This window comes from Legionella cardiaca (genome assembly GCF_029026145.1).
Taxonomy (GTDB): Bacteria; Pseudomonadota; Gammaproteobacteria; order Legionellales; family Legionellaceae; genus Tatlockia; species Tatlockia cardiaca.
This window is the reverse complement of the sequence record NZ_CP119078.1, coordinates 1,791,067-1,816,848: the sequence shown is the minus strand read 5'-3', so window position 1 is coordinate 1,816,848 and position 25,782 is coordinate 1,791,067. Positions and strand designations below refer to the sequence as shown.

The following is a 25,782-nucleotide window of genomic DNA, read 5'->3' as shown; positions in this document are numbered from 1 at the left end:
ATACAAAAATACCTCTGATACGCATGTTGGTTTAAACTGACATCTGGAAAAATGAGTAATCGTGAAAAGAACCAGGCAATGTCTTATGAGTTAATATTTAAAAAGCCAGCTTTAATTGCTGCCAGTACTGATTATAAAGAGTGAGTGTTTCCTCGCCGACATCACGCTGAAAATGTCCTCGCTTTAAGACTTCAGCAGGTGGATAAACCAGCGGATTATTGCTAATTGCAGGAGGCAACAGCTTTTTGCTTGCTTTATTCGTTATTGCATGGCCTTCAATCAATGCTATTTTTGCACCAACATCGGGTCTTAGTAGGAAGTTAACAAATTCATAAGCTTCTTTGGGGTGAGGGGGATTATTGGGAATAGCAAGGCAATCAACCCAAATAACGAAGCCATCTTCTGGATAATTAAAGCCTATTTTATTATTCTCAGCTTGTGCTTTAAGGGCATCACCATTCCAGGCAGAGCCAGCAATGGCATCTTCATCAATCATAATGGCTTGAATGCTATCGCTGGCAAATAATTTAATGTTAGGGACTAGTTGTAGTAATTGATGGAATCCTTCTCTGATATGCTTGGGATTCGTATCATTAGGATCAAATCCTAAACTCATTAAAGCGATAGCAAAAATTTCTCGTGAATCGTCAAGCAACATCAGCTGTTTTCGCCAATGTGGCTGCCAAAGCTCTACCCATTTTTTAGGTGGAGGGTTGACGAAAGTTTGATTGTAAAAAATGCCTGTTGCTCCCCAAATTAAGGGAACACTGTAATGATTTCCTGGATCGTAATCATTATTAGTAAAATTTGTTTCAAGATTTTTAAGGTTAGGTAATTGGTCTTTATCGAGACGCGATAGCATGCCTTGTTTTTGCATTCGCTCAACAAAATAGGCTGAAGGTAAAATGACATCATAAATGCTGCTACTGCTTGCTTTCAACTTGGCATACATTGTTTCATTACTATCATAAGTTGAAAAATGAACGGTAATGCCAGTTTCGTATTCAAATTGTTGCACCACTTTTTTCGGAATTTCACCTCCCCAAACATAGACATTTACCGCACGCTCTGCAAAGAGCCAGAAGGGAAATAGACATAATGTAAGAAATAGAAGGATGCGATTCATGGTGCTCTACTTGATAAACGATGCGAAACTATAACTAATATCATGGAAATAATAATGGTAATTGTACATAAAGCATTAAGTTCTGGCGTAACACCAGCTCTGACCAAGGAATAAATGGTCAGAGGCAAAATATTAAAGTCGGGACCCGCAACGAAATAACTAATAATAACGTCATCAAAAGATAAGGTGAAACAAAGTAGAAAAGCACTTAGTACGGCCGGCCACAGGAGAGGTAATAGAATTTTCGTTAAAGCAATAAAGCGGGTGGCTCCTAAATCCAGCGCGCTAAAATAAATATTTGGATCTAACGTGTGTATACGGCTGTTAATTGTCAAGACAACAAAAGGAATACAAAAGGTAATGTGAGCAATTAATAAACTTAAAAACCCAAGTGAGATATTGCTTGCATTAAAAAAAATCAATAGTGCCACACCCAAAACCAGATCGGGGATAATAACCAACAGTAGCAGCATGGCGTGCAATGAGCGTCGATGCTTACTGCGGAAAAGAAACAAATTGACGCAAGTAAGTAAACCTACGGTAGTTGCAATGGTTGAAGCGCTCAAACCTAAAATAACGGAATGTACGAATGAAGCCCAAAGCCCACGATCATGAAAAAGCTCATTGTACCAACGAAACGAAAAACCGTGCCATTGTAGAGAAAATTTAGCATTGTTTACTGAATAAATAATCAAAACTAAAATAGGTGTATAAAGCATTGAATAAACAAGAAAAAGAAAGAATTTCTGGGAAAATATTTTCAATTTAACCCCTCCTTGTTTTGACGTCGAAAGACAATAAGAAGGAGCAATAACAAGGCAGTTAAAATCATACTGGTAGCCGAGCCTTGAGGCCAGTTTCCTAACACAAGAAATTGGTCCTGAATTATGTTACCTAATAGGACGGAGCGAGCACCTCCAAGAACATTAGGAATATAGAATAAAGTCATTGCTGGTAATAGTACCAATAGACATCCCGCTGCAATTCCACTAGCAGTATTGGGTAAGAAAACTCGAAAAAAAATATCCCATTTAGTTGCTCCAAGATCTTTGGCTGCTTCAATGAGTCTGAAATCAAAGCGCTCCATATTTGTGAAAATGGGTAAAACCATGAAAGGAAATAAGTTGTAAACTAAACCAATAATGACGGCAAAATTTGAATAAAGTAAAGAAAGCGGACTATCAATAAGATGCAAGCTGAGCAGCATTGTATTAAGCACTCCTTTAGCCTTCAGAATTGCTATTAATGAGTAGGTACGTACTAAAGAACTGGTCCAGAAAGGGATAATAATCAACAGTAATAATAAAGACTGATGTTTCGATTTTACTAACAAATAACTAAAGGGGTAAGCAAGAAGCAGGCATCCCCCGGTAGTCAATAATGCAATAAAAATGGAGCGAAAGAAAATTTTCGCAAAGGTTGGGGTAAGTAAAGCAGAGTAGTTTGCCAGTGTAAATGGCATGGTAACAAGGTGCATACTATCTTTGGATAAAAAACTGGCTATGAGCATTAAACTTAGTGGAATTAAGCTAAATACGATTAACCAGGTATAAATAAAATAAATTGAAATCGATTTACCTTTCATAATAGATCCAGGATATAGCTTAATTTTTAAAGGCAGCTGTAATTGTTGTCATTATTGATGATTATTAGCTTCGTGCGGCAATAACACTTCCCATCCTGTCAACCAATGCACCCAAACTGTTTCATTCTGAGAGTATTCCAACTTATCATCATCCTCATCGAAAAATTCTGAGGCATTAATTATTTTGCCAGATGCTAATTCTACTTTTAAATCAACGGTTGATCCCTTATAAATAATATCGATTATTTTACCCGGTATCATGTCCTTCGCGTCGTCAACCTCGGATAAGCTCCAGACCCGGATATCCTCTGGGCGAATCATTAAATGGAGCTTGTCTCCGATTTTATAATTGTTTGTATTTTTGCAATGCAAGGGGATGGATTCAATTTCTGTTACCAAGGTTTGCTCGGAGACTTCTGTAACTTCAATGTCAAAAATATTAGCTTCACCAATAAATTTCGCTACATAAAGATTATTGGGTGTCTCATAAACTTCTCGAGGCGTACCAATTTGCTCAATATGGCCATGATTAAAAATGACGATCCGATCAGACATTGATAATGCTTCTTCCTGATCGTGAGTAACGAAAATAAAGGTCATATTAAGTTTCTTTTGTAACTGTTTTAGCTCCGATTGCATGGCTTTGCGTAAACGATAATCAAGAGAACTTAATGGTTCATCAAGTAATAGCACTTGCGGGCGATTAATGATGGCTCGAGCAATGGCTACGCGCTGTTGTTGTCCTCCACTTAATTGCTTAATATTTCTAGTGGCGAATGCCTCTAGCTGCACAAGGCGCAATGTTTCCTGTACTCGTTCGTTAATTTCTTTTTCATTAACGCCTTTACAACGCAAAGCAAAAGCAACATTTTCGTAAACAGATAAATGAGGAAAAAGCGCATAACTTTGAAAAACGGTATGAACATCACGTTTTTGAGGTGGTAATGAATTTACACATTGATCGTTAATATAGATATTACCGGCAGAGGGCTGTTCGAAGCCGGAAATCATGCGTAAAAGCGTTGTCTTGCCGCAGCCAGAGGGTCCTAACAAGGTTAGAAATTCACCGTTATAAACAGATAAGCTGACATTATCGAGTATCGTTGCCGAACCGTATGACTTATAAAGGTGCTTAATTTCGATAAGTGGCATCATAGGATTGTTCATAAAAAGGGCAATTATGAGGTCTGGTAAAGCACTTGTCCAGACCAGGATTTATATTTAACTATGCCTGGATTTCACCAGGCACTAAACCCTTGTGTGGCGGACTGTAAACTACAGACTTCTGAAATTCCACCATTATTACAAACAACAGCTCCAGTTGCATCATCAATGGTTAAAACGCCTCCTTGCCAGAGGCAGCAACCTTCAAGTTTTTGTAAATCCATTACTGCATGTCGGGTACAGTAGCAGGAGGAATAATAGCCATTGTTACAAACATAACGACCTGCAGAAGAGTCACAATAGCTAATACCACCCATACTACCACAGCAGTTCATTTTATCACATTCCGGTATGAAGGTAGTTGACTTGTCGCAGATAACAGTTGTTTTTGCAAAATTAGGAAAAGAAGTCGTTAAACAAGCAATCGCCACGAGCAAACTACACAATAACCGCATGGTATATTCCAACAATTAATATTTATTTAAGAATAACATAGGTATAAAGCTAAAAAGAAGCTACTTTATGATGGTGCGTGAGCTCCTGGAACATGCAATCTACTATGTCCAACTCATTCGATTGTGACACTTATTTCCTCTATTAGTTCAAATTAAAGACAAAAAATTAAAAATAGTTCAGAGTTTCTTAAGAAACTCATTATATAATTAAAGAAGTTTTCATTTTTAGAGTAATCCTATGAAGCTTAAAATTAATGATAAAGAAACCATATTTTCATCTATTGAAGAGGTTTGTTTAAACTCACCTGGAGACAAAATTCTATTATCGGTCTACGAAAAAGATAACTTAATTGCAAAAATTGAGTTAGATGTAAGCGTAGATGAAATAGTGATTGGTAAAGTTACGTTTATGCCAGGTTATGAAAGCAATCCTTCTGCTTCTGAGGAACTGGAAACGGTTTTGAAAGAAATAGGTATTTATAATGCGAAATTAAAAATTCCCTTCGTGATTGATTCTCTATCCAACACTAAAGATCTGTTCCTGGCCTTGGCAAATAGCAAGAATGCTATTCATGATTTTTTACAGAAAAATAAAGAGTATGGAGAGTTTATTAGTACTTTCCAACGTCAATTTGCCACCTTGTCTACTCCCGCATTACAAACTGCTCTAGGCGCGCTTTATAAATCTGCTGATAAATCATTAATCACAACTTATTTAAGTGATAGCAAGAACGAGGCATTATTAGAATTATTAATAAATGCACTGCCAACCTTTGATAAATTGGCTAAAGATTTTAAAGCTTATACTGAGAAGGAATTTGAACAATTCGTAGAAGAAGGAAAAACTACTAAATATAGGTCAAATGCTTTTGTTCAAGAAGCTCTAAATAATCAAGACAAGCTGCAAGCGTTTATATCAAACACGCTACAGCAATATAAAACTAAATTTCCCGATAAATACAATGACTCAACTAAAACTGAATTACCTAATGAGTTTTTGAAAAACCAGCCGATAAGAGAATTTCTATTTCATCTAGTTCGCAATCAACAAGTAAAACCAGATGCAATGAACGAGAAACCTAATTTAGATGTAGCACTTGCCACGATAAACGATATGTTGTTAGTTCATGTAGTTAGAGTTTACGAAGCAAAAGCAAGGGTGGATGAACTTGGTTTTTCAACTCTTAAAACGCAATCAAGCGATGATAAATCTGTTTTGGGCGAGCTAAAAGTTGATTGGGATTCTCAAGGGGAAGACATTATAAGGAGTTTGGAAGAGGTTGTTAATTCTTCCCACGCGGCAGAAAACGAAAAGAGTGAGGCAAAAAAGGCAATTGGACAAGTTTTTATTCATATGTCGCCTGATAAAATTACTCCAGAAAAAGTAGATTACAATAAATATGGAAGTGATATCCTGTTACAACGCTTACAATCCATTGAAGCTTCTCCCAATCTTAATCTAGTTCAGAAAAAGGCAGAGGCTAAAAAAGCAGTTGATTCGATATTGCCCCACATTACTTCCAATAAAGCAATGTTAAAATTATGTGAGATTATCGAGCATAAACATACTACTTATGCTTATCTTCGCCAGGAGCGTTCCTGGTGGCGCCTGAGTAGTCATGGTAATACCAACACGTGGTCAACCATTCTTGGAAAAATTAAAGACCAGATGGATGCCAATGTAGAGACTTGCAAAGAGGAGACGTATACTCCGGAAGAATATGAAAAATTCCTTCGTATTATGAATGAGCATCGAGGCAGAGGCTTTGGTTCAGTGACGCATTCTAAACTCTATTCTCAAATTGATGAGGTTGAGTCGCAATCTGAAATTCATATTACTAAAAAAATGTAACCTTTTCGTGTTGAGAAGGCCATTTGAACACATCAAATGGTCTTTTTTTTCTTTAGTGCAGAAAAGGTGATGAGTGATGATATCTCAATCCCTATGGCTAGCAAACTATACATTTGTTATGTTTTTTCTCATCGTCAGTCAGACATTTCAATAATAAACTAACTTGCTTTTTCTCTTTCTGTTCAAGAAATGCTATTGAACGCTTTTTAAGTAGGGATAGAGGGGAGTTTTGATAATAATCTTTTGCATTTGCATCAAAGTTATAATTTTTCCAAAGATAGTATGCTGTTTTATAAGCTCTACCTTCTATAGCAGCATGGAGTGGGGTATTTTGAATACTAGACATTGTTTGATCAGTAGGATCGATTATGCCTTGGTTGAGAATTTTTTTAACAGTTTTAAGTTCATTATGGCGAGCAGCCATCATAAGTTTGCCCCATAATTCTTTTTTTAAGCGAAACTTTCTTTCCTTACACAGATCTAAATACTCATCATTCGCCAGACGATTAAAAAAACGACAGGTACTTGCCATACGAGCAAGACTCTTAGTTTTTAAAAAATACAAAGTATGGAGCAACGTTTCTTCAGGAAGAGCGCAAAGATTCAGAGAGTCTTCAGTTTTCATAATAACTATTTGATAAGTTAAGGTATTATAAATTTTACCTTTTATATGTTAATGAATTATTAAATGCTTTGTTATAGGCGCTCATTCATTCTGCATGGAAGATGTTAGCTGGGTTCAAGAGGTACAATGAGCCACATAATAAGGTAAACAAGAATGGCTGAACCACCCAAAAGAAGACAAACAATAAAGATTAATCTCATAATAGTTGGGTCCATGCCAAAATATTGGGCTAAACCGCCACAAACTCCTGCAATCATGCGTTCACGACGTGAGCGATAAAGCCTTTTGGTTTTATTGGATAGTTGCTTCATAAAATTTTTTCCTGTTTAGTAAAAAGTGTCATGATTTCTATGGCCTTATTGTAATTATACCAAACGCTTTGGTTTCCAATTATTTTTTAGTTTCCTATATAAGCGTTCTACTTCATGTTAATCCAGAAATTTACAAAGGATGTTGTCTACACGCTATGCTATGCTGCTAATAGACTATAAAGGGAGTATATCATGCTAAAAAGAATTAATTTGTTTATTGTTGGCAGCTTTTTAGGATTGATTTCACCCTACGTTTTAGCGCAAGACTTTTGCCAAATTGCGCATGAGAAGATTTATGAACAGGGTAGTGATTTGCTTGCCGTGGTAAAAGTTAATACGAGCAAACCAGCTCTCTATCAGTCCATAGTGGAAATTAGTAAGAATTGTCAGAGTTACTCTCCTTTTTTATCGGTAAAAGACCCTGATGTTATTAAAACAACAAACGGGTTTTGTATGGTGCTACCGGCTAGTGAAATACAACCCAACGTATGTGGGATGCGAGTAACGCTTTGTAATTCTGAAAAAAACTGTCAAACCGTCACGATTCGTCTAAAAATGGAGGCTGGCCATTATGTATCTGCTGAGCCTGGCTATTATGAAATGACTTTTTCTGATTAAATTCCAATGGCTTCTGTAACTATCGAGCGCATCAAAGATTTCAAAAATAGTCATTTCCCGGCAGGTGGAGTCTGTCAATTTTATTAATTCTTTTGGGGGATTCCAGCTTGCGCGGAATGACACGAATTTAGATTAGCCTGTTTTCAAAATAGAGACACAGGTATGGGAATATCTGAATATTTCCACGCACGTTTAAATTCCTCATATACTTGAGCTGCTTCTGCAGTTTTGCCTAATTGTTTAAGAGCTTTTGCCAAGCCGTAAAGAGCCCAGCCATTTTGAGGATATTGTTTTAAATCTTGTTGATACAATCTGATTGCTTCCTTCGGATCTCCCCATTTTAAGTAGGCATCAGCAAGCATTTCTTTTGCGGGGAAATACCAGTCAGGCGGTTCGTGATAGCGCATATTTTGCTGTAAATTTACGGCAATTTGGAGATAACTGAGAGTTGATTGTTTTTCTTTGTGAGCATTCGCTATACTTGCCTGTAATACCGTTCTGGCAATTTTTAATAATTGTATCCCTTTTTCCTGTAAAGTTTGTTCACTAGGGCCTGCCTGAATAATCTTATTTAGTTGATGTAATTCATTCGCAGCTTCTTTTTGTTTATCAAGATGTATGAAAGCCATACCTTGGGTATAATGCCACATGCCAAGTGCATATTGATATTGAGCAGGTGGCTTGTTCTCATTTAACAGTTCTTCCCACATCCCAAAGCGAGCTTTCACATAATAAGAAATGGGTATAAACCATTGGAGGGAAGGCTGATGTGCTAACCAGGTAGGAAAAGGCTCTTTAATCATTGATTTTGCAGCGGATAAAGCCAGCGATCGACGGCCTTCCATGGTCGCTGTTGTTCTTAAAAAATCATAATTATGAAAATAAAGATAATTAATTTCAGGTTTAAATCCTTGCTCATGACACGCCTTGTTATAAGCGTCAAAAGCAGCAATGGCTTGTAAATTTGATTCAGTTCCCTCATGGTAACGCCCCGTGAGCAGGTAGATATGAGTGGGCATATGGACTAAGTGTTCAGAACCAGGAACAAGTGTTCTTAAAAGATTAGCATTATCTAATGCTTCTTCTGGTTTCGGAGAAGTTTCAATGACATGAATATAGTAATGATTAGCCCCTACATGTAATTTATCTGTCTCCAGTGCTTCTTTTAATACGGAAATAATTTTGGGCGTGACAGGATTAATCTTTCCTTGAATGTCCCAAAAATTCCATTCAATGACTTCAATCAACGCCCAGGCATATAAGGCTTTTGCATGACTATCCTTGGGATAATCTTTTATTAATCTCTCCATGGCTTGAGAATAAGCTAAAAGCTCTTGGGGTGATGATTTGTCATAAACGTTATCAGTTTCATGGCAGCTAAAGATGCTGGCTAAAGGGATTTGTAAAGCTTTATTAGGTTGATGTTTAAAGCGTGTTGCTAATGCTTTGATATAGGCACGCTCAATGGGTGTTACATAATTGTCTAAAGAAATGGCTTTTTCAATGGCGTTTTTGGCCTCCTCGTATTCTGTACCAGACATCGGAGCATTGTTTTTTGAACCAAGAACCAAGGCCAAACCCCAATAGCATATCCCACATTGGGGATCGAGTCTGACTGCTTCTTTAAACGAGCGAATCGCTTCACCCCATTCAAAGCCATAATATAAAACCAACCCTTGATCAAAAAAACGTTGTGTGAGGGAAACTTTAGTTGCAATAGGAAAATGAGTAGATCCCAGGTTAGTAAATAAAGGAGCTTCCAACTTGGGATTTGAAGTTGCCGCGAAAGAAAACTGGGCAATGTAGAAAATAATTATCGCTAATAAGAATCTAATTCCCATAAAATATCCCTATTCGAAGGAACACTTCGTTGTCCTAAATCATTAATTGTCTTCAAGTGCTGGAACGGTATTTGTTAATTCCTGTAAATCTAAATCAACCGATTCAATCTTTTGAAAGCGCTGGGTAATTTTTTTAGCTGAGGTATTAACATCATTCACATCTTGATGAGCTAAATCGATATGTTTTGATAATTTATCCATTCTTTTTTCAAAACGTTGGAAATCATCCGCAAGAGCTTGTAAATGCTTTTGAATGATATGGACATGTTTTCGAGTCTCATCATCTTTTAAAACAGCTTTTGCTGTAGTTAGTACAGCCATGAGAGTACTTGGAGAAACCAACCAGACCTTTAAACGTTGAGAAAGAGCAACAATCTCGGGATAGTTGGCATGAATTTCTGCAAAAATAGCTTCAGCAGGAATAAACATAACCGCGCCATCGGCAGTTTCGTTAGGAATAATATATTTTTCAGCGATATCTTTAATATGTTTTTGCAAATCTTGTTTAAATTGTTGTTGTAGCGTTTTTCTATCCGTTGAGGCAGGATCTGCATTCATTAATTTTTGATAAGTTTCTAAGGGAAATTTGGCATCAATTACAACATTCCCTGTTGGATCAGGTAAAAACAAAATGCAATCAGCTCTTTTTTGATTACTGAGGGTGTATTGCATACGATAGTGTGTAGTCGGTAAAACGTTGGCAATCAACGTTGCTAACTGTACCTCACCAAAGGCTCCCCGGGCGCGTTTATCCACCAAGACGTCTTGCAAGCTAACCACGTGAGTTGATAGCTCGGTAATTTTTTTCTGGGCTTCATCGATAATGGTCAGGCGGCGAACGACGTCAGTAAATGTGGATGATGTTTTTTCAAAGCCTTCTGTTAGTTTGTGATTGACCTGTTGCGTAAGACTATGCAGATGATTGCGAATTTCTTCAGTCAGTGATTGTAGATGAGACGTCAAGGCAGAGGCATGTTGCTTAAAACTGTGATTCATTTGCTCTCTTACATCAGTCATTTGACGCTGTACTGTTTCGCTAATTAATTGCTGACTGGTTAGTTGGCCTTGAATAATTTTTTCCTGAATATGATGCTGACTGGCTTGGTAAGCTTGTTGTAAATCAAGATGTAATTGATGAAGTTGCGAGATGAACAACTGTTGTAGTTTATCAGATTGCACCTCAACAAAATTGCGTTGCTTGGTTTGACGTACAATCAACCAAGCTATTAAAAAAAACTGGAGGGCAATCGCCAAAGCGATACCCTCAAGCAAAGAGAAAGAAGAATAAAAGACCATACTATCCTAAAGTTGTCAGTTCAATTGGCGTATTGTATTCATATACAGGCTTCAATTGACCAAAATCAATCAAATGAAGATAACCAAGATAATAAGGAGCTTTATAATCAGTTTTTAAGTCGGAATCAAATGAAAAATTAATCGTATGTTTTCCAGGGGACAGCCAAGATGCAGATTGCACCGCAGTTATCGGATGCAATTTTCCGGCAGAGTCACTGCCGAAGAGTATAGCTTCCAAGGCATAACGACTTCCTGTTGCAACTTCTACTTTGGCAGAAAATGACAGTGGCTTATCGGTTGCGCGTATTTTGCGAATAGTCGCAGAGGGAATTACATAAGAAAAAGCAGTATGAGCCTGACGGGTAATGGTTTCATCACCCAATAATGTCGAGGTTTCAACGGCTACATACCAGTTTTCTCCCAGAACATTTTTATCAGAAACTAAATCGAATTGAGCTTGATAAAGATTGTTACTCACTTGCTCAAGGTTTAATGGCATTATCTCGCCAGATGGATTAATTACATTGGCATTAATATAATCAATAGGATAATTGAGTTCATCATCACTTAAGCGAATAGTCACGTTTAATTTGTCGCCATAATGATATCGGGCTTTATCCGTTTCCAGACTTAAATAAGTTGCTGCATCTTTATCATAAACATGAATAATATAGGGACCTTCATTTGCGTTTGCTGAGTTATCGGTACTGTTAATAATAAATTTTCCTGAGCCTAGTTCTGGCTTTAATTGAAATGCTAGCAGTTGTCCTGCAAACGGTGTGTTTTTTAAAGCAGTGTCTTTGGATAATAAGCTGGAGGCTTCTTGCACACTGAATTGTTTGCCCTGACTATTTCTAATATAAAGATTTGGACTGGAGCTGACAGTTGAATTAGCAGATGTGATGCGGATAAGGGCTCCTGGGGCCTGTGTATAGATTGAAATGCCGTTATGTAGCTGCTGTAAGGATGCTTTAATTTGATAGTTACGACTTATTTGTTTGTGTACAATTTCTTCCTTAAGCGCCCCCTCGTCCGTAGTCCAGCTTGAATTTAAATCGTCGTGGGAGAGGTTTTCACACTGTTTACAGTCGTAAGAAATAATAGGCTGTGTCGGCAAGGATATAGCCTGCAATTGTGTAAACCACAGTGTTGTTGTTAGAAAAATTAAATGACTTGATTTCATTGCAACGCTCCTTGTGCAAGTAAGTCTTTGCGCAAAATTTGTTCAAAACCAAAGCAAGCGTGTCGACTTTGGTTGTGACTTAAAGGGATTCTGTCTTTTGTTTTTTGCCAATCATAAAACCAGACCTTGCCAGCTAATGCTTGAGATGAGCAATTTAAAAAACCATCTGAACAGTCATCTAAATAAAATTGGGTAATTTTTAATCCAGTATTTAAGATGTAACCATTACAATAACTGGCTTTTGAAATGGGTGATGCAGTGACATCGGTTCCAATCACCACGCGAAATGGTACGGGAAGCGAGGGGCGGCCATTCGTGCCAAATAATAATTCGGCATTAAAAAGTGCCATATCACCCACACGTTGTTGTTTAACTGAGTCATTTTGATAACCCAGTAACCAGCCAACTTTAGATTCAAAACTATGGCCGTCCATCACTTCATCGGCCAAAGGTGTGCCGCCACTGGATGGCGCTATGGCAATGACCTGGGTAATTTTTTTAGTTAACGATTGATAACGCGCGTCATAACTAGGATTAGATAAAATCCAACGAATGATATTTGCCCCATTAGAATGAGTGTAAACAATTAATTTAGTAATATGTTTTTTACTAATAAAATCTAAAAGTTGATTGGCAACACAGCCTGCAGCACCTTCGTGCCACATGTACTGACTAAAATCACAGGCTAATACAATATGGTTATCGTAATTAGGTAAGGCCTTTGCTAAAGAATTAATGAAGTCTCTTTTCCAATATCCTCCGTCAGCATCCTCCCGATGGTCGTTGGTGCCATGCACAAAAGCAATGCCAAGATTTTCTGTTATCGTAGCTGTGTAACCGCAGAATGGAATGAGAAATATAATAAGGCAGGCAAAAAAACGTTTTAAGTCCATTTATTTCGTCCTTGTCTGGAACCCAAGGAATATCTATAACATACTCGAACTTCGGACAGCAAGAGGAGGATTATTCTTAATCTCTACTAAAAAAGCTGTCCTATAGGTCAGAAATTTTTCTTATTATGCGTGAGTAAAATTTATTCATAAAATGGAGGAAAGGCATTATGACGTGCCGTCAGTGTCGACCTAAGTTAGTATAAAATACAAATGGCCGTAGTATTCCGCCAAAGAATTGGATAATGCTAAACTGCTTCTTTTTTCAAGGAACTCCTGATAGATGAGTCAAGATATTATTTTAATGAAAATTAATGAGTTACGAGAACGTATCAGGTTATATGATCATCATTACTATGTATTGGATGCGCCTTTAGTTCCAGATATCGAATATGATCGCTGCTTTAAAGAGTTACAAAAACTTGAGAGTGAAAATCCACATTATATTACCCCTGATTCACCTACTCAACGCGTTGGTGTTAGTCCTGCAGGTGCCTTCGAAGAGATTGTGCATCTAAAACCCATGCTTTCATTGGCGAACGTTTTTTCAACAGAAGAATTAAATGCTTTTATGAAAAGAATCGCTGACAGACTCGATAACAAAGAAGAGTTACTTTTTACTTGTGAACCAAAGCTTGATGGACTCGCTGTTAATTTAACCTATAAAGATGGCCTATTAGCCTATGCAGCAACTCGTGGAGATGGTGCGGTAGGTGAAAACATTACAAATAATATCAAAACAATCGCCGCAGTTCCCCTAAAAATACTAAGCGACAATCCTCCGCGTTTAATTGAAATTCGAGGAGAGGTTTATATGCCTAAAGCAGGTTTTGAAGCCTACAATGCTCGGGCAAGGCTCTCGGGAGAGAAAACTTTCGCCAACCCACGAAATGCCGCTGCAGGGAGCTTGCGTCAATTGAATGCGGCTATTACAGCGACGCGACCATTAGCCATTTATTTTTATGGTATTGGAGCATGTGAGGATTTTGATTTGCCCGGAAGTCATTTCCTCCAACTTGAGCTTTTAAAAAGTTGGGGATTTAGAGTTTCAAGTGAGACTCAAAAGGCAACAGGGCTATCAGGCTGTCTCGCTTTTTATCAATCTATGCTGAAGCGGCGAATGGATTTGCCTTATGAAATAGATGGGGTAGTTTATAAGATAGATAGTATTGCATTACAGCGCGATTTGGGCTACGTGGCGCGTGCTCCTCGCTTTGCTTGTGCTCATAAGTTCCCGGCCAGTGAGGAAATGACTGAATTAATGGCGGTGGATTTTCAAGTAGGGCGTACGGGAGCGTTAACCCCTGTTGCCCGTTTAAAACCTGTCAGTGTGGCTGGGGTTACTGTTAGTAATGCTACCTTACATAATATGGATGAGATTCAACGCAAAGACATTCGTATCGGAGATACGGTAGTCATTCGTCGGGCTGGCGATGTTATTCCTGAAGTAGTTTCTGTTGTTCTTGAGAAGCGGCCGTTAGAAACCCAAAGTATTCATATGCCTGCTCAATGTCCAGTCTGTGGGGCTGATGTGATTCGTGAAGAAGATGAAGCTGTTGCACGCTGTACTGGCGGGTTATTTTGCAGTGCTCAGCTTAAACGAATGCTTTGGCATTTTGCCTCTCGCAAAGCGATGGCAATTGATGGTTTGGGTGCAGGAATTATTGATCAGCTGGTCGAAGAGCGATTAGTACAAGATATATCAGATCTTTATCATCTGGAGTTAGATACAGTGACTAATCTTCCAAGAATGGGGAAAAAGTCGGCTGAAAATTTACTATCAGCAATAGAAAAAAGTAAAAAAACAACCTTTCCTCGTTTCTTATATGCATTGGGGATACGTGAAGTTGGTGAAGTTAGTGCGCGGGTATTGGCAGCGGAATTTCAAGATATTGATTCCTTGAAAACAGCATCCGTTGAAAGGCTTATGGAACTAAGAGATATTGGTCCGATATGCGCTTATCATATCGTGCATTTTTTTGCTCAGGCACATAACTGTGAGGTTATTGATAAATTATTATCCTATGGCGTGCATTGGCCTCAAGAAGAACGCAAACAACTTGATGCCCAACATCCTTTTTATGGCAAGACAATGGTTCTCACGGGAACCTTAACTGCCATGGGACGTGAGGAAGCAAAAGCACAATTGCTTGCTATTGGTGCCAAGGTTTCTGGCAGTGTTTCAGGTAAAACGGATTATGTAGTAGCTGGTACTGAAGCAGGTTCAAAACTTGATAAAGCCATAGATCTTGGCGTTAAGGTTTTGAATGAGGAGGAATTTCTTGCTTTGCTTACTTGACTAAACGCATTGTCACTAACATCATAATACTCATTTTACTCTTATTAGGAATCGTACTTTGGCAGTGGTTAGCAGGCTATGGATGGTGTTCGTTTTACTGCTAAGTATGACTTCTTCCTATGCAGGTAATTGGACTTTTAATAATCCCTATCCAGATGATGATGCTTTAGAGAAAATTTATTATTCGTCATTTGCCGAGCAACCGAAAACCCTCGATCCGGCGAAGTCTTATTCTAGTAATGAATACCAATTCATTATGCAAATTTATGAACCTCTTTTGCAGTACGATTATTTTATAAGACCATATCAATTAGAACCGTTAACTGCTTCCACAATGCCGCAAATTCGCTTCCTTAATAAAGCGCATGAATCAATACCTGATTCAAAAAATGGGGATGTTGCTTACACGGTTTATACTATTCATATCAGGTCTGGTATCTTTTTCCAGCCGCATCCTGCATTTGCTAAAAATAAAAAAGGGCAATATTTATATCATCAGTTATCTGCGGATTATCTTGATAATAATGACATTAATAAGCTGTCTGATTTTGCAAAAACAGGCACACGTGAAGTAACGGCTGATGATTACATCTACCAAATTAAACGCCTCGCAAGTCCTGCTGTAAATTCACCTATTTACGGCTTAATGAGTGAGCATATTGTAGGTTTTCGCGATTTTGCCCAAAGTTTACCCGATAATTTGCAACCTCTTAATTTTCTTGATTTAAGAAAATATCCAATGGCTGGGGTACAAAAAATTGATGACTATACATTTGAGGTCACAATAACGGGTCAATATTCGCAATTTTTATTTTGGTTAGCGATGCCTTTTTTTGCGCCTGTTCCCTGGGAAGCAGATCGTTTTTACTCGCAAGTTGGTATGGATGATAAAAATTTGAGTTTCGATTGGTATCCTGTCGGTACTGGTCCATTTATGCTAAGCGAAAATAACCCAAATCGACGAATGGTACTGAGTAAAAACCCAAATTTTCGCCAAGAATTTTTTCCTTCGCATGGCTCAGAAGAAGATAAAAAGGCAGGTTATTTAGAATATGCCGGCAAACCACTTCCTCTAGTTAATCGAGCAATTTATACCCTGGAAAAAGAGTCAATTCCTCGTTGGAATAAATTTTTACAAGGCTACTATGACCTGTCAGGGATTAGCGCTGACAGTTTTGATCAAGCAATTCAGATCAACTCTGCGGGTCTTCCTACATTAACGCCAAGCATGCAGGATAAAAAAATACGGTTATCGCAAACGACAGATCCCACAATTTATTATTTAGGTTTTAACATGCTTGATCCTATCGTGGGTGGGACAAGCGAAAGGGCACGAAAATTACGGCTGGCTATTTCTATTGCCGTCAATTTTGATGAAAGCATCGCTATTTTTTATAACGGGCGAGGTAACGCTGCGCAAGGACCAATTCCTCCTGGAATTTTTGGTTATAAAGAAGGGGCAGAGGGTATCAATCCTTACGTTTATCGTTGGGATGGTAGCAAGCCAGCAAGGCGACCTCTTAAAGATGCAAAGTTTTTAATGAAACAAGCGGGGTATCCGGGAGGGATTGATCCCAAAACTGGTGAAGCATTAATTTTGCATTATGATGTCCCTATAACCGGAGGCCCTGATGATAAAGCTCAATTGGACTGGATGCGCAAACAATTTGCCAAGATTGGCATTGATTTAAATATTCGTGCCACGCAATACAACCGTTTCCAAGATAAAATGCGTTCGGGAAATGCTCAAATTTATAGTTGGGGCTGGAATGCAGACTACCCTGACCCTGAGAATTTTTTGTTTATGCTTTATGGTGCGAATGGCAAAGTTAAACATAATGGGGAAAATGCTTCAAATTATGAAAATCTCCGCTATGACCGCTTATTCGAGCTCATGAGAAACCGCAAGAATGATGCAGAGCGACAAAAATTAATTGATAGCATGGTTGAAATAGTCAGGCATGATGCACCTTGGGCTTGGGGAATTAATACGCAAACCCTAATATTAACTCATCAATGGGTTTCTCCGACAAAACCAAACACAATTAGTCTCAACGGATTGAAATACATGAATGTGGATGTGCCGCGACGCAATCAATTACGTGAACTATGGAATAAACCTGTGTTATGGCCGATTGGCTTACTAATTTTATTTGGTTTCTTGTTATTACTGCCTTTATTGTTAGCTTATTATCAAAAAGAACGGCGACATGCCCCGAGAATAAAAAAATGATTCAGTATTTATTGCGGCGAATTTTATATGCCATACCAATTTTATTAGGGATTAACATTATTACCTTTGCTTTATTTTTCATGGTGAATTCTCCAGATGATATGGCTCGGATGCAGTTAGGGGAAAAACATGTTAAACCTGCTGCCATCATGCAATGGAAGGTACAACATGGTTACAACTTACCTTTATTTTATAATAGTGAAGAACAAGGTATTAGAAGCATTACTCGAACGTTGTTTTTTCAAAAATCATTAAAATTATTTGCTTTTGATTTTGGTGTTTCCGATGCTGGTCGTGACATTAGTTATGACATTTCTCATCGCATGTGGCCAAGTCTTGCGATTGCTATTCCAATTCTTATATGGGGGATGTTAGCTGATATTATTTTTGCGATGGCCATGGCCTTTTTTCGCTCCACCTATCTTGATTTAAGTGGTGTGGTTTTCTGTATTATTTTAATGTCAGTTTCAAGTTTATTTTACATCATTGGGGGGCAGTATATTTTTGGGAAGGTTTTGCGACTCGTACCCATTTCAGGCTACGATGATGGATTAGATAGCATCAAATTTATAATCCTCCCTGTGGTAGTTGCTATCCTTGCTGGTGTAGGGGCCGGGGCAAGATGGTATCGCAGTTTATTTTTAGAAGAAATGAATCGAGATTACGTTAAAACCGCAAGGGCAAAAGGATTATCGGAAATTCGTGTATTATTTCGGCATGTTTTAAAGAATGCAATGCTACCCATTCTTACAGGAATTGTGGTTTTAATTCCTTCCTTATTTATGGGAAGCCTGGTTTTGGAATCTTTTTTCGGTGTTCCAGGTCTTGGAAGTTATATTATTGATGCGATTCAGCAACAAGATTTTGCGATTGTCAGAGCAATGGTATTTTTGGGTTCTATTCTTTATATCATTGGTTTAATTTTAACTGATATCTCCTACACATTAGTGGATCCGCGCGTAAGGTTTAATTAATGGAATTATTATGGACAGATAAATGCTTTCTTGGCGTTCTATTGATTAGTACGCTAATTATAATTTTTAGCTTGCGGAAAAAACATATTCGACTTGCGTTTAAACGAATTCTCAAAAGGCCATTGGCCGTTAGCGCCGGCGTTGTGTTGTTATTTTTTTTAGTGATAGGTGTTATGGATTCAGTGCATTTGAAACAGACAAACGCTGAATTTAAAAATACAACTTCTAGTCAAACTGAATCTATTTTGGATAAAATCCTGTCGCCACTTGGAACAGTGTATGAAAAAACTTATTCAGCTCCTTTAGCTCTTAATTTATACAGCGCAGAAACAAGGCTTATTGATGATAAACCCCAGCAAATTTATCCTCGATTAAATTATGGATCTCAAACAATAAAAAATACTGAAGATCGAACGCAAGAAGTTGTGCGAGCACTCATTAAAGCAGCATGGGTGTCTCTTACCGGCGGGATTTTTCTGTGGTGCTTGTTGATTGTAATTAGGTCGATGCGAGCTGAAAAGTTAATTATTTTGCCAAGTAAACTGAGCTTCAGTGTATTGCTTACTGTTTTTCTTTGCCTATTTATCGCCCTGGCTGGTTACTGGCTATCGCGAAATTTTCATGTATTAGGTACAGGAAAAATAGGACAGGATATTTTTTATTATACGGTCAAGAGTATTCGAACTGGGCTTGTAATAGGGATTCTAACGACGCTCTTTATGTTGCCTCTGGCCTTATTTTTTGGCATAGGTGCTGGCTATTTTGGTGGTCTTATCGATGACATTATTCAGTATATTTACACAACCTTAAGCTCCATCCCCGGTGTACTTCTAATTACTGCTTCGGTGCTGTCTATGCAAACCTATATTGCCAATCATCCGCAGCAGTTTGCAACACTAAGTAAAAGTGCTGATGCCAGATTATTTGCTCTTTGTCTTATTCTTGGTGTAACCAGTTGGACTAGCTTATGTCGCCTACTGCGCGCCGAAACCTTAAAGCTAAGAGAAGTTGATTACGTCACTGCAGCGCGAGCTTTGGGTAGTAGTTCTTTTACTATTATTCGTAAACATCTATTACCTAATGTAATGCATATCGTGTTAATTACCTTGGTTTTGGATTTTAGTTTCCTTGTTTTGGCTGAAGCAGTTTTATCCTATGTAGGGGTTGGCGTTTCACCCATGACCATCAGTTGGGGAAATATGATTAATGGGGCTCGTCTTGAACTGGCAAGAGAACCTATTGTGTGGTGGCCTATGATGTCGGCTTTTGTTTTTATGTTTGTTCTGGTATTGGCCAGCAATCTTTTTGCCGATGCGGTAAGGGATGCGTTTGACCCTCACCAGGCATAAGCTGACAGCGACTACAAATTATAATAGAGCGCTCTATTGAGTTAAGGTAAGATAGGCGTTTTTTGTATAAGGAGTAGGCTATGCCTTTGGTAAAAGAGGTCATTGAGGAATTTAAATCAGGTTTTAAATATTTGGATGAAAGTAACCATCGCCAGTCTAAATGGTATGAATTTTGGTATAAGTTAAATGTATTAAAAGAAGAATGTACCGATGTGAACTTAACCCAAGTGATTGAAGACGCAGCCAAAACTTGCAACGATGCGCTTGTTACTTTGGAAGATCAATATGGTCATGAGGATTTTGCTCAGCATCAGAAGTATTTCTTTAGAATTATTGCCCAGGCTTTGTATGCAGTGCGGGTGCAGCGCTTTGCCCATGGCGAATTCAAGACGCTTAATTACCAACAAGGTGAAAAATCCATATTGGAACGCGTAATAATTCCAAAAAAAATGGGGGTTTTTGAGGATAAACTTCTAGACGGGCTTAAGGCAGTGAAGACTAAATTTACTGACCTTGAAACCGTTATGAACGATGCTATTAAAAAAATTAAGCAATCAGAACAAGGAAGAGTTTCATTATTTCGTGAAAGCATGCGACAAAATTCACGAGGGGAATTTAGCTATTCTGAGCCTACAGAGAATTTAAGTAGTCTTTATCATAGCATAGCTGAAAGAGAGGCCACTGCTGGAGAGTATGTTAGTACACTACAATTTTAAATATTGTTCTTCTATGGCTTCTAATTTATAACATTTGACAATATTCACTGAAGGCGAGCTTAACTTCATCGGGATTATCAATCCATGGATAATGGCCGGCTGCAGTAATCTCCTTGATGAGAATATTGTCTTTCTTAAATGCTTCTAGCTGCGTAAATAATTTCAAGGGCGTTATTCTGTCTTGATCACCTGCAAAGATGAGCGTTGGTATCGTTTGAGGAATCCATTGTGCTTTAAAGTGGGTATCGAAATGTTGAGTGGACCACTCAGAAGTTTTGTAGTTGAATGGTAACTGCTGAAGCAGTATAACCCCTTTTTCAAACCCGGACTTGGTAAATAAATAAGGGGCTGAGGCGATTGTTAATTGTTTCAATGTTTCATTACAAGGATGAGTAAGATATTGATCCTGTAATTGTTCAAGATTGGCAATAGGATTCTGATTAACGTATTCCATAAAAAATGTCTGCCAGGAGGCATCGGGCGCAGAGTCCATAAGAACCAAGCCCATCAATAGCTGCTCTAGCTTTTTTGTAGCTAATACATACATGCCTCCTGTTGAATGAGCAACCAAAATGACATTATCCAGTGATTCTACGGCCTCCACTAAAGCCTCTGACCAACTCGAAAAATAAGAGCTATCATCAGTCGTTAAATTGGAACCGTCACCAGGCAAATCTAGACGCCAGATTGAGCCAGGAAGCTTAAGAAGGCTAACTAATCCGTTTAATGATTCTGAGCCAAGCCCAGGGCCGCCTGGAAGAAAGAGCCAGTTAAATGGTTTGCCTTCTTGAGTGCTAACTAATTGCAGGCGTGATTTTAAAGATGTCCAAAGAAATTTTTTCATAATGAAATAAAGTTGCTATTAAAGTTTTATTTTATCTCTACAAGATGATGTCAAAGAGAAGTTTTTAAGAAATCTCATAATATTACGAAAAAGGTAAAAAATAAGTAAAGGTTAACTAAAAATAGTGAAGTTAATTAATAAAAGGAGCACTATAATTAGAGGATATTGTAAATAATAGGTGAATTATGGCTAAACCAGTGCTTATGGGAACTCAAACGCAGAACCTACATTCGGACCACCATCCGTCAATATTTGGTAAAACCCTGATATGGAACCTTGATAAAGATAACGGGGCAACTAGCTCACCTAAGGACTTGGGAAAAGGTTTGGAAATGGAAGCTTACGCTATTGCTCAAAAGATCAATGCCGGGGACATTGACAGTGGAATGCTGCAAGAGTTACCTGTTGGTCAGCAAGCTAAATTTGTTGCCGCCATTGAAAAATATTTAGATGAGCCCAAGCCTAAATTGGAGTGGCGTTATGCTCAAGCGAAGCCACATGAATTTGGTAACTTGACTTTCCAATGTAAGGATAAAAGTGCGCCTTCTGCAATACCTACTGCTGATGATCTTAAGTTACAAGCTGAAGTTGCAAAATTACAACAAAAATATGAAGGAGCTATTCCACCTAAAGGGCAGGCATTAATTTCTTTAGTCGAAGGGACCGATGGAAAGAAGCGTTTATTGGTTAATGTGCATGCGGAAAGTGAAAAATCAATGGATGATCCAGATCCCAAGAAAAGAACTCCAAGAGTTAATCTTGAGCAGTTAACGAAAGACTTGAGTGCCTTAAAAGACAAGCATGACATTGAGGTGACGGTTGGTGGCGATATGAATGCCGGAAAGACGGCATTGCCGAGAGATCTGGGCAATGGCCCAAGTAGTGATTTTGTCTATCAACATAGCGCTGACAATAGTTCATTTAAACGAGATGGAACGGGTGTTTCGGTAGATGCTGTTGTTTCAACTGACAAAAATAGTCAGTTAAAAACTGCGCCTGACATGAATACCTGTAATACGGAATTTGTTAAACAATTTGATAAGGACAAAAAAGCAAAAGAATCGCTGGAAAAAAAGGCTTTAGAGAAATCTGAAGCCGAGTTGGCATCAAAGTTTGCAACCAGTCCGAATTTTAATAATGCCAAAGTGAGGACAGGAAATGTTTCTGTTGCTTATCGCGAAGATGAATCACAAGTTTATGCTGTGAAACTAACTTTTCGCGATGCTAATCAGGCGAGACAATTTACAAATTTAATGGGTATAAATAGTCGCAAACAATTATTTCAAAACGAAGGTGATGTTTATCTTACCAGGGAAGCTTTTGCTAAAGTGATGAAGGCTGATCTAAGTCAACCAAAGGCGGGTCCTGTTCATCAAGAGAAATTAGCCCATTCGAAATTAGTTGAATTGCAGCAAATCTGTAAAGAAAAAGCCCAGAGCGTATCAGATACTCCAATTACTAAAGAACCATCTATTGAATATAAAAATGCCTCAATACGCCAAGACACACGAGGGGTTGTTAATTATTCCATGCAATTAACATTTGCTTCAAAAGAGGAAGCTCGTGCTTTTAGTGATGCAATGGGTTACAAAAATAAAACGAAATTATTTCAAGAGGGTAATAAAGTTTATATTGCTAAGGATACTGAGGCGGACTTCCTCAAAAAAACATGCATGAAAGACAATGCAATAGATTATAAAGCCCGTTTGGGAAGTCTAGTGCAAAGTAAAAAGACTGATGTTGAACCTGCTTTAAATACACAATCTCAGATGAGTCCAAAATTATCACACTAAGGGTGAGGGATAGTGTTGGCGATAAAGACTACATATGAAAAAAACCCTTGGCTTCAACGTTCCGCGGTGTTAATCGCGGAATCTAATCCTCTTAATAGGACGCTAGCTCTCGCGTAGATTGACCATTTTATGCCTGGATCATGATCGTCAGGAATTTTTTATTAGCTATAAAAATTCTTCTTTTAACACTTTCATCTGGTAAGAGTCTGGTTTTATGCGTAAATTATAATCACCCCAACCATGGCCTGTTGACCACATTGTCCAACCAGCAAAGCCATAATCTTTACCTTGAGCTGCATTATCTTTCAAATAAAGCATGAACTGGCGCAGTGGTTCGCTGCAACTTCCAGCATCCTTTCCAGAGCCTAATTCCGTAACCATGGCCTTTAGCCGATTTTCCAGCAAATAATTAGCAAAAGCATTTAAATTAAAGCCATTAGATCCTTCTGTACTCAAATCTTGGAGACAATTATCATGGGTACCACTGTAGTCATTATCAAGATACTGGTGAACATTAATCAGTATCTTAGATAAATCAGTAATGCCAGCATTCACAAAGTTATCGCGAGTAAATAAAGTTGCATTGCTATATTGTTGGCCATCCTTCCCTTTCCATTGGTGGGTGGTCCATGAGTGCAAACCTGACCAATTGTTTCCCTCAACCAAAATATAGCCATTAAATTTTTGTTGTCGTAATAGCTTGATTATGGATGCTTGGATAGCGAATACCCTATCATCTGGAACACCTACGGGTTCATTCATTAAGTCTAATAATACATAATCTTTGTTGATGGCTGGATCATTCTGAATGAGTGTAGCCAGTTGCCCCCATACCAATTCGTAAGCTTTTGTATCCAAAATTAAGGTGCCATCAGGGCATGGACCTGAAGCGCCACAGCCGGAATATTGCTCACCAAATTTTGAATAACGCATATAAGCATGGAGGTCAATAATTGTATGTACTTTTGCTTGAGTTAGCGTCTGTAAAAGAGGACGGATAAAATTGTTGTAGTAAGCCAAATTTAATGAGCCTTTGCCGGCACCATCAAGCTGTAAATAACCCCAGCTGACAGGGACGCGAACAGTATTCATTCCTGCATTAATAAAAGACTGCATTTCTTTTAGATCTGAATTGGAGCTTGTGCTGTCTTGAGTCGAAAGATTAGGGATTACAACTGGGTCAATAACCTTACCAAATTCTAAACCTGAGAGATTTACACCCACAAATTGCCAAAATTTAGATGTTTTGGCAGTAGTTAATTGTGAATTTGTTGCAATTGACGTGTAGATAATGGCTCCACCAACTTGCCCTTGACTATTAATACTTGGTTTATCGTAAATGATGTGGACACCTTCAGGCGGTGAATAGCTTCCGATTGAGTTGTTGCCGGAATTATTAATATTAAAACCTACATAACCAAGGTAGGTATTGGATGTATCACAACCACCAAATCGTAAGGTTGCTCCCGCATAATACTCATTGCCAGAGGCTTTATTAGCATCACCCGATTGTCCTGCAGCAAGTTTTAGATTTACATTGCCAGAGTGATCTTGAATGCAAATATAAGGTTTTACAGAACCTTGTGGACCGACTCCTTGAATGTTATTGGTTATTGTTGCGCTGATGACAGCGGTCGGTAGCAATAAATTCATTGCGATTAATTTTCGCATGTGGAATCTCCGGGTGAACATAAATTAAATTATATGTATAATAACAATCCAATATAGAATGAAAACCTGTCTTTCCTGACAGGTTATGGAAGATAAAATGTACGAGGTATGTTCAAAATTGGCTGCTGCAGACAGCATAGAGCACTTAAACAAGCTACTAGTAAGCTATTTTTCTCGAGAGGGAATAACAAGTCTTGCGTTCACGTACTATAAACAACACACTAAAAGCGGAAGTCGACTAATTTATAATTGGGTAACTCCACCGCTTCGTGCGTGGCATGAGCATTATCTTGATGAAAGTTACGCTGATGTCGATAGAACATTGGAATCAATGGAGCAAAATTTAGTGCCATTTCTTTGGGATATTGATGAACAGCTTTCAAAAGCTAAAAACAAACGCGAACTTCGCATGCGTCAAGAGGCGAAAGAGTTTGGAATTTATAGAGGATTATGTATTCCTTTACATGGGCCTCAGGGTGATTTCGTTAATCTGGTATTACATCAACGAATTCAGGAAAATGGTTTAGTGGATTGGCAAGAGAAGCAGTTTATTTGGTTAGCAATAACCCAATGCTATTTTCATTATGTAAGGCAATTGTTGTTACAGACCGTCAAATCAAAGATAAAACTGACAAAGCGCGAACAGCAATGTCTCGAGTTAACAGCCCAGAATATACGCATTAATGTCATAGCAAGTTTATTAGGCGTTTCTCAAAGGACAGTCAACTTTCATTTGCAAAATGCTAATAAAAAAATGGGCGTTAGTAATAAATACTTAGCCGTCATGCGATGGGTTACTGGTGCAATGGATTAACTGACTTACCCACTCGTCATCCCGAAAAACGGTGCATAGTCGTTTAAGTGTCCTGGGATGTCCGGAAAATCGAAGTTAAAACTTTTATCCACTCAAATATTGCCCTGGGCTACTGACTTCGGTACAGTTCACTCATTCCCTTA

General features: G+C 38.2%; 22 protein-coding genes. 9 read left to right on the top strand and 13 right to left on the bottom strand.

What is annotated here, in order from left to right; all coding sequences use genetic code 11:
• Positions 1–97: 97 nt before the first annotated feature.
• From PXX05_RS07760 to PXX05_RS07740, 5 genes are all read right to left on the bottom strand, one after another.
• Positions 98–1,126, bottom strand: coding sequence for an ABC transporter substrate-binding protein (locus PXX05_RS07760; protein WP_275087658.1), 1,029 nt, complete (start codon positions 1,124–1,126; stop codon positions 98–100).
• Entirely contained in the window at positions 1,123–1,845 is a 723-nt protein-coding gene (locus tag PXX05_RS07755) for an ABC transporter permease subunit (RefSeq protein ID WP_420844642.1), read from the bottom strand. The genes PXX05_RS07760 and PXX05_RS07755 overlap by 4 nt, the downstream gene beginning before the upstream one ends.
• Before the next feature lie 41 nt (positions 1,846–1,886).
• The gene (locus PXX05_RS07750) at positions 1,887–2,711 is read right to left on the bottom strand and encodes an ABC transporter permease (protein WP_275087656.1); all 825 of its coding nucleotides are present in this window, start codon (positions 2,709–2,711) and stop codon (positions 1,887–1,889) included.
• Between the two features lie 51 nt (positions 2,712–2,762).
• Entirely contained in the window at positions 2,763–3,878 is a 1,116-nt protein-coding gene (potA, locus tag PXX05_RS07745; RefSeq protein WP_275087655.1) for a spermidine/putrescine ABC transporter ATP-binding protein PotA, read from the bottom strand.
• 71 nt (positions 3,879–3,949) lie between these two features.
• Positions 3,950–4,330 (bottom strand): hypothetical protein, encoded by a 381-nt coding sequence (locus PXX05_RS07740; RefSeq protein WP_275087654.1) that lies wholly within the window; start codon positions 4,328–4,330, stop codon positions 3,950–3,952.
• A gap of 238 nt (positions 4,331–4,568) precedes the next feature.
• Here PXX05_RS07740 and PXX05_RS07735 point away from each other — a divergent pair, with 238 nt between their 5' ends.
• Entirely contained in the window at positions 4,569–6,182 is a 1,614-nt protein-coding gene (locus PXX05_RS07735) for a hypothetical protein (protein WP_275087653.1), read from the top strand.
• Positions 6,183–6,279: 97 nt separating this feature from the next.
• Here the strand turns inward: PXX05_RS07735 and PXX05_RS07730 are convergent, their stop codons facing one another.
• Entirely contained in the window at positions 6,280–6,807 is a 528-nt protein-coding gene (locus tag PXX05_RS07730; RefSeq protein WP_275087652.1) for an F-box-like domain-containing protein, read from the bottom strand.
• Positions 6,808–6,911: 104 nt separating this feature from the next.
• Complete coding sequence (locus tag PXX05_RS07725) at positions 6,912–7,118, bottom strand: PspC domain-containing protein (protein ID WP_275087651.1); 207 nt, start codon at positions 7,116–7,118, stop codon at positions 6,912–6,914.
• Between the two features lie 192 nt (positions 7,119–7,310).
• On the opposite strand from PXX05_RS07725, the gene PXX05_RS07720 reads away from it, so the two are divergent.
• Positions 7,311–7,736, top strand: coding sequence for a hypothetical protein (locus PXX05_RS07720; RefSeq protein WP_275087650.1), 426 nt, complete (start codon positions 7,311–7,313; stop codon positions 7,734–7,736).
• Positions 7,737–7,879: 143 nt separating this feature from the next.
• Here the strand turns inward: PXX05_RS07720 and PXX05_RS07715 are convergent, their stop codons facing one another.
• From PXX05_RS07715 to PXX05_RS07700, 4 genes are read right to left on the bottom strand one after another with little or no spacing between them, the layout of a single operon-like run.
• Positions 7,880–9,577 carry a tetratricopeptide repeat protein gene (locus PXX05_RS07715; RefSeq protein ID WP_275087649.1) on the bottom strand — a complete coding sequence of 566 codons (1,698 nt, stop codon included), beginning with the start codon at positions 9,575–9,577 and terminating at the stop codon, positions 7,880–7,882.
• A gap of 42 nt (positions 9,578–9,619) precedes the next feature.
• Positions 9,620–10,873, bottom strand: a complete 1,254-nt coding sequence (locus tag PXX05_RS07710) for a DNA recombination protein RmuC (protein WP_275087648.1) — start codon at positions 10,871–10,873, stop codon at positions 9,620–9,622.
• Between the two features lies 1 nt (position 10,874).
• On the bottom strand, positions 10,875–12,056 hold the full coding sequence (locus PXX05_RS07705) for a DUF4785 domain-containing protein (protein ID WP_275087647.1): 1,182 nt from the start codon (positions 12,054–12,056) through the stop codon (positions 10,875–10,877).
• Positions 12,053–12,949, bottom strand: coding sequence for a hypothetical protein (locus tag PXX05_RS07700; RefSeq protein ID WP_275087646.1), 897 nt, complete (start codon positions 12,947–12,949; stop codon positions 12,053–12,055). The genes PXX05_RS07705 and PXX05_RS07700 overlap by 4 nt, the downstream gene beginning before the upstream one ends.
• Positions 12,950–13,229: 280 nt before the next feature.
• Here PXX05_RS07700 and ligA point away from each other — a divergent pair, with 280 nt between their 5' ends.
• From ligA to PXX05_RS07675, 5 genes are all read left to right on the top strand, one after another.
• A complete protein-coding gene (gene ligA / locus PXX05_RS07695) occupies positions 13,230–15,245 on the top strand; it encodes an NAD-dependent DNA ligase LigA (RefSeq protein WP_275087645.1) in 2,016 nt (671 codons plus the stop codon).
• A gap of 82 nt (positions 15,246–15,327) precedes the next feature.
• Complete coding sequence (locus tag PXX05_RS07690; protein WP_275090482.1) at positions 15,328–17,478, top strand: ABC transporter substrate-binding protein; 2,151 nt, start codon at positions 15,328–15,330, stop codon at positions 17,476–17,478.
• A complete protein-coding gene (locus tag PXX05_RS07685) occupies positions 17,475–18,452 on the top strand; it encodes an ABC transporter permease (RefSeq protein WP_275087644.1) in 978 nt (325 codons plus the stop codon). The genes PXX05_RS07690 and PXX05_RS07685 overlap by 4 nt, the downstream gene beginning before the upstream one ends.
• Entirely contained in the window at positions 18,452–19,801 is a 1,350-nt protein-coding gene (locus tag PXX05_RS07680; protein ID WP_275087643.1) for an ABC transporter permease, read from the top strand. Before PXX05_RS07685 ends, PXX05_RS07680 begins: the two co-directional genes overlap by 1 nt.
• A gap of 80 nt (positions 19,802–19,881) precedes the next feature.
• The gene (locus tag PXX05_RS07675; RefSeq protein ID WP_275087642.1) at positions 19,882–20,517 is read left to right on the top strand and encodes a hypothetical protein; all 636 of its coding nucleotides are present in this window, start codon (positions 19,882–19,884) and stop codon (positions 20,515–20,517) included.
• A gap of 25 nt (positions 20,518–20,542) precedes the next feature.
• Here PXX05_RS07675 and PXX05_RS07670 read toward each other — a convergent pair whose 3' ends face one another.
• The gene (locus PXX05_RS07670) at positions 20,543–21,361 is read right to left on the bottom strand and encodes an alpha/beta fold hydrolase (protein ID WP_275087641.1); all 819 of its coding nucleotides are present in this window, start codon (positions 21,359–21,361) and stop codon (positions 20,543–20,545) included.
• A gap of 185 nt (positions 21,362–21,546) precedes the next feature.
• Here PXX05_RS07670 and PXX05_RS07665 point away from each other — a divergent pair, with 185 nt between their 5' ends.
• A complete protein-coding gene (locus PXX05_RS07665; protein WP_275087640.1) occupies positions 21,547–23,154 on the top strand; it encodes a hypothetical protein in 1,608 nt (535 codons plus the stop codon).
• Positions 23,155–23,319: 165 nt separating this feature from the next.
• Here the strand turns inward: PXX05_RS07665 and PXX05_RS07660 are convergent, their stop codons facing one another.
• On the bottom strand, positions 23,320–24,825 hold the full coding sequence (locus PXX05_RS07660; RefSeq protein WP_275087639.1) for a glycoside hydrolase family 5 protein: 1,506 nt from the start codon (positions 24,823–24,825) through the stop codon (positions 23,320–23,322).
• Between the two features lie 85 nt (positions 24,826–24,910).
• On the opposite strand from PXX05_RS07660, the gene PXX05_RS07655 reads away from it, so the two are divergent.
• Positions 24,911–25,639: a helix-turn-helix transcriptional regulator gene (locus PXX05_RS07655; RefSeq protein ID WP_275087638.1), complete on the top strand. Its 729-nt coding sequence runs from the start codon at positions 24,911–24,913 to the stop codon at positions 25,637–25,639.
• The last annotated feature ends 143 nt before the right edge of the window (positions 25,640–25,782 follow it).